This window comes from Microbacterium sp. Y832, assembly GCF_057669765.1.
The window spans coordinates 91,861-106,890 of record NZ_JBYHFM010000002.1 but is presented as its reverse complement, the minus strand read 5'-3'; the positions used below and the strand labels follow the sequence as shown (position 1 = coordinate 106,890).

14 protein-coding genes and 1 tRNA gene are annotated in these 15,030 nt (G+C 69.6%); 12 read left to right on the top strand and 3 right to left on the bottom strand.

The window, feature by feature from the left end; all coding sequences use genetic code 11:
• Positions 1–246: 246 nt before the first annotated feature.
• The 9 genes from AC25YV_RS03245 to AC25YV_RS03205 all read left to right on the top strand — a co-directional run bounded on the left by AC25YV_RS03245 (position 247) and on the right by AC25YV_RS03205 (position 9,267).
• Positions 247–1,272, top strand: coding sequence for a TadA family conjugal transfer-associated ATPase (locus tag AC25YV_RS03245; protein ID WP_488122405.1), 1,026 nt, complete (start codon positions 247–249; stop codon positions 1,270–1,272).
• Positions 1,269–2,204 carry a type II secretion system F family protein gene (locus tag AC25YV_RS03240; protein ID WP_488122404.1) on the top strand — a complete coding sequence of 312 codons (936 nt, stop codon included), beginning with the start codon at positions 1,269–1,271 and terminating at the stop codon, positions 2,202–2,204. The genes AC25YV_RS03245 and AC25YV_RS03240 overlap by 4 nt, the downstream gene beginning before the upstream one ends.
• 36 nt (positions 2,205–2,240) lie before the next feature.
• Entirely contained in the window at positions 2,241–2,444 is a 204-nt protein-coding gene (locus AC25YV_RS03235; protein WP_488122403.1) for a DUF4244 domain-containing protein, read from the top strand.
• A complete protein-coding gene (locus AC25YV_RS03230; protein WP_488122402.1) occupies positions 2,441–2,776 on the top strand; it encodes a TadE family type IV pilus minor pilin in 336 nt (111 codons plus the stop codon). The genes AC25YV_RS03235 and AC25YV_RS03230 overlap by 4 nt, the downstream gene beginning before the upstream one ends.
• Positions 2,776–3,102, top strand: coding sequence for a helicase (locus tag AC25YV_RS03225; RefSeq protein WP_488122401.1), 327 nt, complete (start codon positions 2,776–2,778; stop codon positions 3,100–3,102). The genes AC25YV_RS03230 and AC25YV_RS03225 overlap by 1 nt, the downstream gene beginning before the upstream one ends.
• Before the next feature lie 68 nt (positions 3,103–3,170).
• The gene (topA, locus tag AC25YV_RS03220) at positions 3,171–5,861 is read left to right on the top strand and encodes a type I DNA topoisomerase (protein WP_488122400.1); all 2,691 of its coding nucleotides are present in this window, start codon (positions 3,171–3,173) and stop codon (positions 5,859–5,861) included.
• Entirely contained in the window at positions 5,858–6,508 is a 651-nt protein-coding gene (gene tmk, locus AC25YV_RS03215) for a dTMP kinase (RefSeq protein ID WP_488122399.1), read from the top strand. Before topA ends, tmk begins: the two co-directional genes overlap by 4 nt.
• A 33-nt stretch (positions 6,509–6,541) precedes the next feature.
• A complete protein-coding gene (locus AC25YV_RS03210) occupies positions 6,542–7,708 on the top strand; it encodes a DNA polymerase III subunit delta' (RefSeq protein WP_488122398.1) in 1,167 nt (388 codons plus the stop codon).
• Complete coding sequence (locus AC25YV_RS03205; RefSeq protein ID WP_488122397.1) at positions 7,705–9,267, top strand: alpha/beta hydrolase; 1,563 nt, start codon at positions 7,705–7,707, stop codon at positions 9,265–9,267. Before AC25YV_RS03210 ends, AC25YV_RS03205 begins: the two co-directional genes overlap by 4 nt.
• Here the strand turns inward: AC25YV_RS03205 and AC25YV_RS03200 are convergent, their stop codons facing one another.
• The 3 genes from AC25YV_RS03200 to AC25YV_RS03190 form a co-directional block, all read right to left on the bottom strand.
• Positions 9,268–9,927: a methionine ABC transporter permease gene (locus AC25YV_RS03200; protein WP_488122396.1), complete on the bottom strand. Its 660-nt coding sequence runs from the start codon at positions 9,925–9,927 to the stop codon at positions 9,268–9,270.
• Positions 9,920–10,957: a methionine ABC transporter ATP-binding protein gene (locus AC25YV_RS03195; protein WP_488122395.1), complete on the bottom strand. Its 1,038-nt coding sequence runs from the start codon at positions 10,955–10,957 to the stop codon at positions 9,920–9,922. Before AC25YV_RS03195 ends, AC25YV_RS03200 begins: the two co-directional genes overlap by 8 nt.
• Before the next feature lie 64 nt (positions 10,958–11,021).
• Positions 11,022–11,924 carry a MetQ/NlpA family ABC transporter substrate-binding protein gene (locus AC25YV_RS03190; protein ID WP_488122394.1) on the bottom strand — a complete coding sequence of 301 codons (903 nt, stop codon included), beginning with the start codon at positions 11,922–11,924 and terminating at the stop codon, positions 11,022–11,024.
• Positions 11,925–12,136: 212 nt separating this feature from the next.
• Between AC25YV_RS03190 and AC25YV_RS03185 the strand changes: the two genes are divergently transcribed.
• From AC25YV_RS03185 to AC25YV_RS03175, 3 genes are all read left to right on the top strand, one after another.
• Positions 12,137–12,209: transfer RNA gene (locus AC25YV_RS03185), tRNA-Thr, on the top strand.
• Between the two features lie 84 nt (positions 12,210–12,293).
• Entirely contained in the window at positions 12,294–12,689 is a 396-nt protein-coding gene (locus AC25YV_RS03180; protein WP_488122393.1) for a hypothetical protein, read from the top strand.
• Positions 12,690–12,722: 33 nt separating this feature from the next.
• On the top strand, positions 12,723–15,020 hold the full coding sequence (locus AC25YV_RS03175; protein WP_488122392.1) for an MMPL family transporter: 2,298 nt from the start codon (positions 12,723–12,725) through the stop codon (positions 15,018–15,020).
• Positions 15,021–15,030 lie beyond the last annotated feature (10 nt).

Below are 15,030 nucleotides of genomic sequence, written 5' to 3'. Positions count from 1 at the left end.
ACGTCTCGAAGTATTGGGTGCCGCTCGACGAGTCGCCTATGCTCGGGTCCGGCCGAACATTGATTCTGGCAGTGGCATCGCACATCCCCCGACGCGCGGTGCCTCGGGTGGCGGCGTCCCATTCCCCCCATGGGATGCCGCCACTCCGTCGTTTCCGGCTCCTCCACAGGTGCGGAGCGCGGTGACGCTGTCCACGGATGCCGGCGGGCAAGGCGCGCCCGCGCTTCGGGTTCGTAGCGTCGGTGCATGCCGCAGGCCTTCGTCGTTCAGCCGCGATCGCGGGCTGCGGTCGGCGACGATACGGCGACGCCGCCCGATGCCCCGCGCGCGGCGGCGCGCACGCGGCATCCGGCTCTCGCGCCGTTCGCTCCGTACCTCGACGATCCCGACGTCACGGATCTGTTCGTCAACGGCGCGGCCGGTCTCTTCGTCGATCGCGGTGACGGGCCCGTCCCCGTGGGCGGGTGGCGCGCCGCCGAAGAAGACGTACGCGAGCTCGCCGTCTCGCTCATCGGGCTCGGTGGTCGCCACATCGACGATGCGACCCCGTGCGTCGACGTGCGGCTCGGCGACGGTCTGCGGGTGCACGCGGTGCTGCCGCCGGTCGCCGAGGGCACGACGATCTCGATCCGCGTGCCGAGGGTCGAGCAGGCGACCCTGGCCGAGCTCGAGGCGCGCGGCATGTTCGATGCGGCCGGGCGCGCTCAGCTCGCGTCGATCGTCGCGCGGCGCGAGAACGTGCTCGTCACCGGCGCTGCCGGTGCGGGCAAGACGACGCTGCTGGCGGCACTGCTCGCGACTGCGCCGGCGTCGGAGCGCATCGTGACGATCGAAGACGTCGCCGAACTGCGCTTCGCGCACCCGCATCACGTGCGGCTCGAAGCGCGGCAGGCCAATCTCGAGGGGGCGGGCGGCGTCGACCTCGCGCGACTCGTGCGAGAAGCGCTGCGGATGCGACCCGACCGGCTCGTGGTGGGGGAGTGCCGGGGCGCCGAAGTGCGCGAGCTGCTGACGGCGCTCAATACGGGCCACGACGGCGGCGCCGGCACCCTGCACGCCAACAGCCTCGCCGATGCGCCGGCTCGCCTCGAAGCCCTCGGCGCCCTCGCGGGACTGGGCGACAAAGCCCTCGCGCGCCAGGTCGCGAGCGCGATCGGCGTCGTCCTGCACGTGACGCGCGACGGCGACGGCACCCGGCGGCTCGCGGGACTCGGGCGCCCCGTGGTCGCTGCTGACGGGCGGCTCGCGATCGAGCTGCTGGAGGGCACGTGAAGGGCGTGGACGCGGCAGCGGTCGCCGATACCGTGCTGCGACTCGCCGTGCTCCTGCAGGCCGGCGTCGCGCCCGCCCGCGCGTGGGCTCATCTCGCCGAGACGGGCGACCCGCACGCGCTGTCGGTGCACCGCGCGCTCGAAGACGGGGTGGCCGTCACGGCCGCCCTCGCGACCGCGGCCGAGACGCCGCCCGACTCTCTTCCGAGGCGGGGGCGGGCGCGTCGGTCGGGGGTCCCACCGACCGAGCGGGCGTGGCGAGACGTCGCGGCGGCCTGGACGATCGCGACGACGGTCGGCGCGCCGCTCGCCGAGACGCTGCGCGGCCTGGCCCTCGCGCTGCGCGACGCGCAGGAGGCCGCCGATGACGTGCGCATCGCGCTCGCCGAACCCGCCGGTACGGCGAAGCTCATGGCTTGGCTCCCGCTCGTGGCCGTCGTGCTCGGCGTCGCCCTCGGCTTCGACACCGTCGCGACGCTCGTGACGAACCCGGTCGGCATCGGATGCCTCGTGGTGGGCGTCGTGCTCATGCTCGTCGCCCACCGCTGGAGCGGATCGCTCGTGCGGGCGGCCGGTGCGGCAGACGGCATCCCGGGACTCGACGCCGACCTGCTCGCGATCGCGCTGAGCGGCGGCGTCTCGATCGAGCGCGGCCGCCGGCTCGTCGAAGGTGCATCGAGTGAGCCGACCGCCGCAGCGACCGAGGGCATCCTCGCGCTGTCCGCATCGGCCGGGGTGCCCGCCGTCGAGCTGCTCCGCGCGTCGGCGGCGCTCGCCCGACATCGCGCGCGGGTCGAGGGCCGCCTTCGCTCCGCCCGCCTGTCGATGCGGCTGCTGCTGCCGCTCGGGGTCTGCACCCTGCCCGCCTTTCTTCTGCTCGGCGTTGCGCCGATGCTGCTGAGCGTCGGCACCGCGCTGCCGCTCAGTCTTTGACCGTGCCCACCGTCCTCTCGAGAAAGCAGAGTCGCCATGACCACCACGCGCCCGCCCCGCCTCACCCGCCGTCGCGCCGCCCGCCTCTTCACCGACGAATCCGGTGCAGCCACGGCCGAGTACGCGATCGCGACGATGGCAGCCGTCGCCTTTGCCGGCCTTCTCGTCGTCATCATGCGCAGCGACGAAGTGCGCGGCATCCTGACCGACCTCGTCCGTCGCGCGCTGACCGTGGCATGAGGGGGCGCGCGCTCCGCGACGACTCGGGGGCGGTTGCAGCCGAGTTCGCCGTCGCGCTGCCGGCGATCGTGCTCGTGCTGCTGCTTGCGGCGGGAACCCTCGGTGCCGCGTCGCGGCACGTGCGACTGCAGGATGCCGCCGCCGACGCCGCCCGGATCATCGCGCGCGGCGACTCGCTCGCGCGCGCGGCGGCCGGCGTCGCGACGGCCGTCCCGGGGGCGGGGGTCGCGGTGCGCGAAGACGACGACATCGTATGTGTCACCGCGACGGCGCCCGCCCTGCTCGCGCTCACCCTGACGGCGACCGGCTGCGCCCTCGCGGGTGGTCGCTGATGGCAGGGGCGCCCGCGGTCGTGGGTGTCGTCGCGGGTATCGCGCTGCTGGCCGCCGGGCTCACCGCGACGGCGGGCGCGGCGGTGTTCGGGCAGCGTCTGGCCGGCGCCGCCGACGCCGCGGCGCTCGCGGCTGCCGATACCGCCTCGGGCGCAGCAGCGGGCGTCCCGTGCGAGCGGGCGGTGCAGCTGGCGGCCCTCGGCGGCGCGACGCTGACGGCGTGCGATGTCGTCGGGCTCGTCGCGACGGTGTCGGTGCAGGCGCCCTTCGGCCCCTTCACAGGCACCGCCGCGGCGCGCGCGGGGCCTCCGCCCCAGCCCCCGTGACCACCGGCTCTCAGCGAGTGCATGGTATTTCGGCGTGTATGGTGTGCGACGTAGAAAGGACGGCTGCATTGGCACAAGGCAAGAAGCTCGTCATCGTCGAGTCCCCGACCAAGATGCGGTCGATCCAGGGATACCTCGGCGACGATTATGAGGTGCTCAGCTCAGTAGGGCACATCCGCGATCTGGCGGACCGCAAAGCCATCCCGGCCGAGCTCAAGAAGACGTCGGTCGGAAAGTACTCGATCGACATCGAGAACGGGTTCACCCCTTTCTATGTGGAGTCCGAGCGCGGCAAGAAGACCGTCGCTGAGCTCAAGCGTGCGCTGAAGGGCGCCGATGAGCTCCTCCTCGCCACTGATGAGGACCGCGAGGGCGAAGCCATCGCGTGGCACCTGCTCGAGGCGCTCAAGCCCAAGGTTCCCGTCAAGCGCATGGTCTTCCACGAGATCACGAAGGATGCAATCCGCGCCGCCGTCGAGAACACGCGCGAACTCGATGTCGCGCTCGTCGACGCTCAGGAGACGCGCCGTATCCTCGACCGCCTCTACGGCTGGGATGTCTCTGACGTGACGCGCCGCAAGGTCGGTCAGGGCACGTCGGCGGGCCGCGTGCAGTCCGCCGCCACGCGTCTGGTCGTCGATCGCGAGCGCGAGCGCATGGCCTTCATCTCGGCTTCGTACTGGGATCTCGAGGCGATCGCCGCGATCAACGAGGCGCAGGGCGCGTCGTTCACGACGCGTCTGGCCCGTCTCGGCGGTGCGCCGCTGGCTCGCGGCACCGACTTCGACGACCGCGGTGAGCTCAAGAAGGCCGTCGTCGTCCTCGACGAGGACCGCGCCCGTTCGCTCGCTGAGGCTGTGGCCTCTGTCGGCACGGCATCCGTGTCGAATCTCGAGGCCAAGCCGGGAACGCGCAGCCCCAAGCCGCCCTTCACGACGTCGACGATGCAGCAAGAGGCCGGTCGCAAGCTCTCGATGAGCGCGAAGCACGCCATGAGCGTCGCGCAGCGCCTGTATGAAAAGGGCTTCATCACCTATATGCGTACCGACTCGACGGCGCTGGGCACGCAGGCCGTGCAGGCCGCGCGAGCGCAGGCCGTCGCGCTCTACGGCGAGAAGGCCGTGCCCCTGAGCCCGCGCGTCTACCGCAGCAAGAGCAAGAACGCGCAGGAGGCGCACGAGGCGATCCGTCCCTCGGGCGATGACTTCCGCACGCCGGCGTCGGTGGCCGCGCAGCTCGATCGCGATGAGCAGCGCCTGTACGACCTCATTTGGAAGCGCACGATGGCCAGCCAGATGGCCGACGCGAAGTACGAGACGACGACCGTCACGCTCACGGTCGACGCCGGCGGCGAGCAGGCCGAGTTCACCGCATCGGGTACCGTCTACACGTTCAAGGGCTTCCTCGAGGCATATGAAGAGGGGCGCGACGAGAAGCGCGCCGACGCCGACAAGGCCGACGACCAGGCGCTTCCCGTCATGACCGTCGGCGACACGCTGCGCTTGAAGGACGTCGAGGCCAAGGGCCACGCGACGAGCCCCAAGCCCCGCTACACCGAGGCGAGCCTCGTCAAGGCGCTCGAAGAGAAGGGCATCGGTCGCCCCTCGACGTTCGCGAGCATCATCGATGTCATCCTCGACCGCGGCTATGTCACCAAGCGCGGCCAGGCGCTCGTACCCAGCTGGCTCGCGTTCAGCATCGTGCGTCTGCTCGAGCAGCACTTCGCCGACCTCGTGGACTACGACTTCACGGCGGCGCTCGAAGACGACCTCGACGCGATCGCCCGTGGCGAGCAGAAGCGTGCGGAGTGGCTGCACTCCTTCTACTTCGGCTCCGAGTCGCACACGGGCCTGCGCAAGATCATCGACAACCTCGGTGAGATCGACGCGCGCGAGCTGAACGCGACGAAGATCACCGATACGGCGACCGTGCGGTTCGGCCGCTACGGGCCGTACCTCGACGTGATCGATCCCGAGAACCCCGAGGCCGATCCGCGCCGGGTCAACCTGCCCGATGATCTCGCCCCCGACGAGCTGACGCCCGAGAAGGCGCAGGAGCTCATCGACGCGCCCGTCGCGGGAAACCGCGTGCTCGGCGAGAACCCCGAGAACGGCCGGCTCATCGTCGTCAAGGACGGCCGTTTCGGTCCGTACCTCGAAGAGGAGATCCCCGAGACCGAGGTCGCCGTCGATGAGGCGACGGGCGAGGTCACGGCGCCGAAGAAGAAGTCGACCAAGAAGGATGCCGCGCCCAAGCCGCGCCGCGCGTCGCTGTTCAAGTCGATGTCTCCCGAGACGATCGAACTCGATACGGCGCTGCAGTTGCTCGCGCTTCCTCGCGTCGTTGGCACCGACCCCGAGTCGGGCGAGGTCATCACGGCGCAGAACGGACCGTACGGCCCGTACCTCAAGAAGGGCACCGACTCGCGCACGATCGACAGCGAAGAGCTCATCTTCGACATGACGCTCGAGCAGGCTCTCGCGATCTACGCGCAGCCGAAGTACGGCGCACGCCGGGCTTCGAGCGCGCTCAAGGAGTTCGAGAACGACCCGGTGAGCGGCAAGCCGATCCGCATCCGTGACGGCCGCTTCGGCGCGTACGTGACCGACGGCGAGACGAACGTGACGATCCCGCGCGGTCAGATGCCCGACGACATCACGTACGAGATCGCCGTGCAGATGATCGCCGACAAGCGTGCGAAGGGCCCCGCGCCCAAGCGCAAGACGACGACGCGCAAGGCGCCGGCGAAGAAGAAGTGACCGCTCGGCAGGGTCAGCACACCGGCGAGCGCGGGCTGTTCGTCACGCTCGAGGGGGGCGACGGCGTCGGCAAGACGACGCAGGCGGCCCTGCTCGAGCAGTGGCTCAGCCGGCGCGGGCGCACGGTCGTGCGCACGCGCGAGCCGGGGGGCACCGAGGTCGGGGTGCTCGTGCGCGACATCGTGCTCCACCACCGGGGCGAGATCGCGCCGCGGGCTGAGGCGCTGCTGTACGCCGCCGATCGAGCGCATCACATCGAGACGCTCGTGCGCCCTGCCCTCGAGCGCGGCGACATCGTCCTCCAGGACCGTTACCTCGACTCGTCGGTGGCCTATCAGGGTGCCGGTCGAGTGCTCGGCCGCGACGAAGTGCGCGACCTGTCGCTGTGGGCGACGGAGGGTCTGCTTCCCGACCTCACGGTGCTGCTCGACCTCGACCCCGACGTCGCGCGGGAGCGGCTGGTGGCCGACGACAAGCCCTTCGACCGGCTCGAAGCCGAGAAGAGCGCGTTCCACGCGCGCGTGCGCGAGGAGTTCCTCGCGCTGGCAGCTGCCGAGCCTGAGCGCTTCCTCGTCGTCGACGCCGCCCGGCCCCCCGACGAGATCGCGGGCCTCGTCCGCGACCGCGTCGAGGCCCTCCTCACATGAAGACCTGTCGGCGCCCCCGGCTAGGCTGACTGCATGGATGCCACGGCGATCGCGGACGCCGCGAGTGATGTCCCCTGGGGTGAGGTGTGGGGGCAGAACGATGCGCTCGCCGCGCTGCAGTCGGCGGCATCCGACCCGGCAGACATGACCCACGCGTGGCTCATCACGGGCCCGCCGGGGTCGGGGCGCTCGACGCTCGCCTACGCGTTCGCCGCGGCGCTCATCGCCGAACCCGGTGACGAGAAGGCGATGCGGCAGGTGCTCGCCGGAACGCATCCGGATCTGACGTCGTTGCGCACCGAGGGTGTCATCATCTCGATCAAAGACGCCCGCGCGCTCGTCGAGCGCTCGTACTTCGCTCCGTCGCTCGGCCGCTACCGCGTCATCGTGATGGAAGACGCCGACCGCATGGCCGAGCGCACGTCGAACGTTCTGCTGAAGGCCCTTGAAGAGCCGCCCGAGCGCACGGTGTGGGTGCTGTGCGCGCCGAGTGACGCCGACCTGCTGCCCACGATCCGCTCGCGCGTGCGCACTCTGCGCCTGCGAGACCCCGACATCGCCGATGTCGCGCGGCTCATCGCGCAGCGCACGGGCGCCGATGCGGCGCTCGCCGAGCAGTCGGCGCGCCATGCGCAGCGGCACATCGGCATGGCGCAACGCCTCGCCACCGATGCTGCGGCCCGCGCGCGCCGCGACGAGACGCTGCGGTCGGTGCTCGCGGTGCGCGGCGTCGGCGACGCCGTCGAGGTGGCCGGCCGCGTCGTGCAGCTCGCGACCGACGATGCCAAGGCGCTCACGGTCGAGCGCGATGAGGCTGAGCGCGAAGCGCTGCGACGCACACTGGGCATCGCCCCGGGCGCGAGTGTGCCGCCCGCCGTGCGCGCCCAGCTGTCGGCGCTCGAAGACGGGCAGAAGCGGCGCGCGACGCGCAGCCTGCGCGACGGCATCGACCGCGTGCTCACCGACCTGCAGTCGCTCTTCCGCGACGTGCTCATGATCCAGTACTCCCGCACCGACGACCTGGTGAACCGTGAACTGGTCGACGACTTGCACGCTCTGGCGGGCGCATGGTCGATCGAGCGGACGCTGGTCGTGCTCGACCGGATCTCCGAGACACGCCGCAACCTCGAACAGAACGTCGCCCCCGCCCTCGCCCTCGAGAGCATGCTCGTGACCGTCGCGAGCGGAAGGACCCCGTGACCGGTACCACCCCTGGCCGTTTCCTGCGCCGAGCCGTGACCGCCGTCGCGGTCCTTGCCGCCGCATCCGTCGCCCTGTCCGGCTGCCTCTACTCCGCGATCCCCGATCAGGACGCCCGTCCCACGACGAGTCTGTCGCCCGACGTGCAAGGGGTGCCTACCGACCTCCTGCCGTTCTATGAGCAGACGCTGACGTGGTCCGACTGCGGCGGGTTGCTGGACTGCACGACGGTGACGGCGCCGCTGGACTGGCAGAACCCCGAGGCTGCCGAGATCGAGCTGTCCGTCATCCGTCAGCGTGCGACAGGTGGCGACGAGCCGCTCGGGTCGCTCCTGACCAACCCCGGCGGCCCCGGCGCGAGCGGCATTGCGCTCGTGCGCGATGCGGTCTCTTACGCCGTCGGCAATGAGCTGGCAGCGGCCTACGACGTCATCGGCTTCGACCCGCGCGGCGTGGGGGAGTCCACCGCCGTGACGTGCTTCGACACACCAGAGATGGACGAATACCTGTTCGGCATCACGCCGGGCCAGCGCGGATCGTCCGAGTGGGAGGCCGCTCGGACGCGGTCCAACGAGGGCTTCGCCGAGGCGTGCGAGGCCAACAGCGACGGCATCCTCGCGTTCATCACGACCGACAACGCGGCGCGCGACATGGATCTGCTGCGCGCGGTGCTCGGCGATCGCACTCTCAACTACCTCGGGTATTCGTACGGCACGTTCCTCGGGGCGACGTACGCGAAGCTGTTCCCTGAACGGGTGGGGCGGATGGTGCTCGACGGCGCGATCGACCCCGCCGTCTCGGCTCTCGACGTCTCGACGACGCAGGCGCTCGGTTTCGAATCGGCGCTGCGGGCGTACATGGCCGACTGCCTCTCGGGTGGGGACTGTCCGTTCCGCGGCACCCTCGATGAGGCCATGGCAGACCTCGGCACGCTGCTCGCGAGCGTCGAGCGGCGGCCGATCGAGAACGCCGACGGCCGCATGCTCGGAGCCGACTCGCTCATGACGGCGATCATCGCCGCGCTCTACTCCACCGATTCGTGGCCCGCCCTGACGCAGGCGCTCACGGGCGTGCTCGAGGGTGATGCGCAGGCGGCGTTCCTGCTCGCCGACTTCTACTACAACCGCCAGGGCGGCGAATACCTCGACAACCAGACCGAGGCGTTCACGGCGTACAACTGCATGGACTACCCCGACGACACCACCGCTGCCGAAGAGGACGCCTCGACGGCTCGCATCGCGGCGGACGCGCCGACCATCGCTCCGTACTGGTCGGGTCCCGACCCGTGTGACTCGTGGCCGGTCGCCCCGACGGGCGTGCGCGAGCCGGTCGCGGCCGAGGGAGCCGCGCCCATCCTCGTGGTCGGCACGACGAATGACCCGGCGACTCCGTACGAGTGGTCGGTGTCGCTGGCCGAGCAGCTGTCGTCGGGAGTGCTCATCACGCGTGTCGGCGAGGGACACACGGGATTCAACAAGGGCAACGCGTGCGTCGACGACGCCGTGCTGGCGTACTTCCTCGACGGCACGGTGCCCGACTCCGACCTGCGCTGCGAGTAGTCAGCGTCGCAGCGTGCGCCGCGCGAGCGCGTTGCCGAGAAACTGCACTCCCTGCACGATCACGACGATGACGACGACGGCTGCCCAGGTCACCCACGGGTTGAACTGGCGGAACCCGTTGACGATCGCGAACTGACCGAGGCCCCCGGCGGCGACGACACCCGCCATCGCCGTCATGTCGACGAGGGCGACGACGATGAACGTGTAGCCGAGGATGAGCGGTCCGAGTGCTTCACGCGGCACGAGGCGGAACAGGATGCGCGACCTGCTCGCCCCTGCAGCGCGCGCGGCCTCGATGACGCCGGGCCGCACCGTGATGAGGTTCTGCTCGACGATGCGGCCGATCGCGAACATCGACGCGAGCGAGATCGCGAAGACGCCGAACTCGATGCCGATGCCGCGGATGCCCAGACCGCGGGCGAGCGGCTGCACGGCGGCGAGCAGGATGATGAACGGGATGGGGCGGAAGGTGTTCACGACGACGTTGAGCACGCCGAACACGACCTTGTTCGGAAACAGGCTCCCGGCGCGAGTCGCGTACAGGGCGAGGCCGAGCACGAGCCCGGCGACACCGCCGAAGACGAGGCTCAGGGTGACCATGTAGAGCGTCTCGGCTGTCGCAGACCACAGCTGCGGCAGCAGTTCGATGAGCCTATCCACGGGTGTCCTCCTCGATCAGGGGAGCGAAGCCGGATGCCGCGGCTATCGCCCGTTCGACGGCGTCTGTCTCACCGGTGACCGACAGTGTGAGATGTCCGAACACGCGGCCGCGGATGTCGTTGATGCCGCCGTGGATGAGTTCGAAGCGCACGCCGTGGGCGGCCAGAGCCGCGAAGACGTCGGACTGTGTCACATCGCCGTCGCGGATCGTGAAGGTGACCATGCGCCCCGGGTGTCGCTTTCGGAGGGTGCGCAGCTGCTCACCGCGGGGGACGTCGTCGATGATGCTCGAGACGAAGCGTCGCGTGGCCGCGCGCTGCGGCGCTGACATCACGTCGAAGACCTCGCCCTGCTCGATGATGCGTCCTTCCTCCATCACGATGACGCGGTCGGCGAGGGTGCGGATGACATCCATCTCGTGCGTGATGACGAGGATCGTCACGCCCAGGTCGCGGTTGACGCGGCGCAGCAGATCAAGCACTTCGGCTGTCGTCTCGGGGTCGAGCGCGCTCGTGGCCTCGTCGGCGAGCAGGATGCGCGGACTCGTCGCGAGGGCCCGGGCGATGCCGACGCGCTGACGCTGCCCGCCTGACAGCTGCTCGGGATGGTTCCGTGCCTTGTCGGCGAGTCCGACGAAGTCGAGCAGTTCGGCGACCCGCGCCGTGATCTCGGCCCGCGGCCGCCGCGCGATCTCGAGCGGGTACGCGACGTTGCCGGCGACGGTGCGCGAGTCGAACAGGTTGAACTGCTGGAAGATCATGCCGATGTCGCCGCGCAGGTTGCGCAGGTCGCGCTCGCGCAGACGGGTGATGTCGCGGCCGTCGATCTCGACGGTGCCCGAGGTGGGCGTCTCGAGCGCGTTCACGAGGCGCAGCACGGTGCTCTTGCCGGCTCCCGAGTAGCCGATGATCCCGCAGACCTCGCCCGCCGCGATGTCGAGGTCGACACCGTCGACGGCGGTGACGGGCACAGCGTTCTTTCCCGCGGCGGGAAAGGTCTTCGTGACCGCCGTGAGCCGGATGAGCGTCATGGGCGTCTCCTCACAGACGACGCGCGTGTGCGGCCCGCAGGGGAACGGGCCGCACACGCGAGGGTCACTGGTTGGCGCGGACGTCTTCTTCGACGGTCTCGAGCGACTCGACGAGGTCTGCCCGCGGGGTCTTCAGCAGCACGGCGGTGTCACCGGATGCCGCCTGGACGCCGTCGAGGACTGCCTGGGTGTTCTGGTAGATCTCGACGAGCTTGAGGTACGTCGGGTTGTCGACGTCGGCGGCACGCGAAGCGAAGACGTTGACGTAGGGCAGCGCGTTCGGGTCGGTCGGGTCGTCCTGCGCGATGGCGTCCGAGAACTGCAGACCCGCGTCTTCGACGAAGTCGTTGTTCACGATCGCGGCGGCGACGTCGGGGAGCGACGTGGGCGTGAGGGCGGCATCGAGTGCTTCGACGACGACCTTCGAGTCCGGCGAGACGTCGGCGACCGTCGAGAAGATCGATCCGCCGTCGGTGAGCTCGATGAGCCCGGCCGACTGCAGCACGAGAAGGCCGCGGGCCTGATTGCTCTCATCGTCGGGAACGATGACGGTGGAGCCCTCGGGGATGTCGGCGACGGAGTCGTACTGCGTCGAGTAGAGCCCGAGGGGGTAGATCGCGGTCGAGCCGATGGGCTGCAGATCGTCGCCCGCGTTGACGTTGTAGGTGCCGAGGTAGACGATGTGCTGGAACTGGTTGAGGTCCAGCTCGCCGGCGGACAGAGCGGGGTTCGGCTGCGTGTACTCGGTGAAGTCGACGATCTCGACCTCGATGCCTTCGGCCGCGGCGGCTTCGGCGTAGGTCTGCCAGTAGGGATCGCCGGCGCCGACCACGCCGATGCGCACGACGCCGACCACGCCCGCGCCGGCCTCAGCCCCGGCGTCGTCTGACGGGCCCGAGCCGCAGGCGGTGAGCAGCAGAGCGAGGGGAAGGGCCAGGGCGGCCGCGGTGGTGAATCGAGTGGACATGCGAGTGGCTCCTTGGGTCAGGCTCCGCGGGGCGGTGCAGACCGCAAGCGCGGAGCCGGTACCGCGCTCGCTTCACCGCGGAACGACTCCGAATGTACGTCGCGGGGTCGCGGCATCCGATTCGGTCGTAATACGCCGTCACGCAGGCCGTGTCACCGAGGGCCTTCCGGACCCTGTAGGATTGTCCATCGTGCGCCGCGTAAGCGAAGCGCGCCACCTTAGCTCAGATGGCAGAGCGATTCACTCGTAATGAATAGGTCAAGGGTTCGATTCCCTTAGGTGGCTCCGAGAGCGAAGGCCCTCGATCCAGCGGAGACGCAGGGTCGGGGGCCTTCGGCGTTGCCATGGTGCCTCCGCTAGCCTGAGGAGGTGAACGACCGCGCGATAGATGCCATCGCCGAGATCTTCACGTGGGTCGGCTTCGGGGGAGCGGTCGTACTGGCTCTCGCGACCCTCATCGTCTGGCTCGCCGATGGCTCATGGTCACTCACCCAGGCCGTCCTCGCCGACGAGCAGGGGCACCGCAGTGCGCGGTGGTTCGGCAGCAGTGGCCGGGTCGGTCACGCCTGGCTGAGCCCCGACCAGCAGGCTGCGCTCGAGGGGCGCGAGACGGCGGACGTCTACGTCCGTGCCGGGCGTGACGACCGGATGCGCCTCACAAAAGGGTCGCCCGCGGTGCGGTTTCTGGGATGGCTCACAGTCGGGTTCTTCGCTCTCGGCGTCATCGCGACGGTGGCATCCATCGTTTTTTTGCTGTCACGGTGAACAAGAGGGCGTATAGCTAGCTAAGCTAGCTATATGTCTTCGGCGCATCACGCGAAACTCGCTCCTTCACGTTGGCTCCGCATCGGTATTCCGGTGTTTCTCGTCCTGCTCTGGGTCGTGGGTGGGGCAATAGGTGGTCCCTACTTCGGCAAGGTCGAAGAGGTCTCCACGAACGACCGGTCCAGCTTCCTTCCCGAGAGCGCTGATGCGACTCAGGTGAACGAGCGACTCTCGGAGTTCCTGGGAGATGACACGATCCCGGCCGTCGTGATCGTCGAGTCCGACGAAGAACTCACCGAGGAGCAGTTCGCCGATCTGCAGACTCTCGCCGACGACATCGCCGCGCTCAGCGACGTGCAGGACGAGATCTCGCCGCCGATTCCCTCCGAAGACGGGGATGCGGCTCAGATCTTCGTGCCGATCGACTCGTCGGCCGATATCGGCGAAACCGTCGCCGAGATGCGAGCGCTCCTGGCCGAAAGCCTGCCCGACGGTCTCGAGGGATGGGTGACCGGGCCGGCAGGCTTCACCGCCGACCTCGTCGAGGGCTTCCTCGGCATCGACGGACTGCTGCTCGCCGTTGCTCTCATCGCCGTCTTCATCATCCTCATCATCGTCTACCGTTCGCCGCTGCTTCCGATCGTCGTGCTGCTGACGAGTGTGTTCGCGCTGTGTGTCGCGCTGCTCACGGTGTGGTGGCTCGCGTTCAACGGCATCGTCGTGCTGAACGGGCAGGTGCAAGGCATCCTGTTCATCCTCGTGATCGGTGCAGCCACGGACTATGCGCTGCTCTATGTCGCGAGATATCGAGAAGCGATCGCCGAGGGCGCAGGGCGATGGGATGCCACCGTCCGAGCCTGGCGCGGCTCGTGGGAGCCGATCCTCGCATCGGGCGGAACGGTCATCGCCGGGCTCATGTGCCTGTTGCTGTCCGACCTCGCCACGAACCGTGCGCTGGGGCCGATCGCCTCGATCGGCATCGCGTTCTCGATGCTGTCCGCCCTCACGTTCCTTCCGGCCCTGCTGGCACTCGTCGGTCGCGCGGCGTTCTGGCCGTTCGCGCCGAAGCAGGCTCTCGTGATGGTTCCCGACGACCTCAGCAAGCCCGTCAAGGGCCTCTGGCCGCGTCAGGCCCGCTTCGTGGCTCGTCACGCGCGGATCGTCTGGATCGTGTCGACGCTCGTGCTGCTCGCCGGTGCGTTCGGCGTGACACAGCTCAAGGCCGAGGGCGTTCCCTCGAGCGACCTCGTTCTGGGCGAGTCGCAGGCGCGTGACGGTCAGGCCGCTCTCGCCGAGCACTTCCCGGCAGGGTCGGGAAGCCCGGTGTACATCATCGCCCCCGAGGATGACCTGGCCGAGGTCCTCGGACTTCTCGACGAGAACGCGGGCATCGACTCGGTCTCGGCGGCATCGGAGGATTCGCCCAACGGACAGGCGCCGGTCGCGCTGGAGGACGGCGAGGTCGTCTTCTCGGCGGCAGGCCCGCCCGGAACCCCCGTGCCCGAGCCGACGATCGCCGGCGGCGATGTGCTCATCATCGCGACGCTCACCGATTCGGCTGACTCGGATGCCGCTGAAGACACCGTCCGTGAGCTGCGTGTTTCGCTGAACGACGCGCTCGGAGAGGGCGAGGCGGTCGTCGGAGGCGAGACCGCGACGGACATCGACACGAATGACACGTCGATTCGCGACCGCACGCTCATCATCCCCGTCATCCTGTTGGTCGTGCTGGGGATCCTGATCCTGCTGCTGCGCTCGATCCTGGCTCCCGTCCTGCTCATGGCGACGGTCGTGCTGTCGTTCGCCACGGCGCTGGGTGTCAGTGCGCTCGTCTTCAACGGCATCTTCGACTTCCCCGGAGCGGATCCGGCGGTGCCACTGTTCGGCTTCGTGTTCTTGGTGGCCCTCGGAATCGACTACAACATCTTCTTGATGTCGAGGGTGCGCGAGGAGTCTCTCGTGCACGGCACGCGGCGGGGCATCCTGCGGGGCCTCGTGGCCACCGGTGGCGTCATCACCTCTGCCGGGCTCGTGCTCGCGGCGACGTTCGCAGCGCTCGGGGTCATCCCGATCCTGTTCCTCGCCCAGATCGCGTTCATCGTCGCCTTCGGTGTGCTGATCGACACCTTCATCGTGCGCTCGCTGCTCGTGCCCGCCCTGTCGTATGACATCGGGCCGGCGATCTGGTGGCCGTCGAAGCTGTCGCGCAAGCCGGAGCCCGTGGCCGTCGGCGGGTCGGGAGACCCGTCGGGCGAAGCCGACGAAGACCTCGTGGGCGATGACGGGCACGCGCTGACGCGCGAGGAGTACCGGCGCACGCGCGACTCGTGAGCACGGCGCG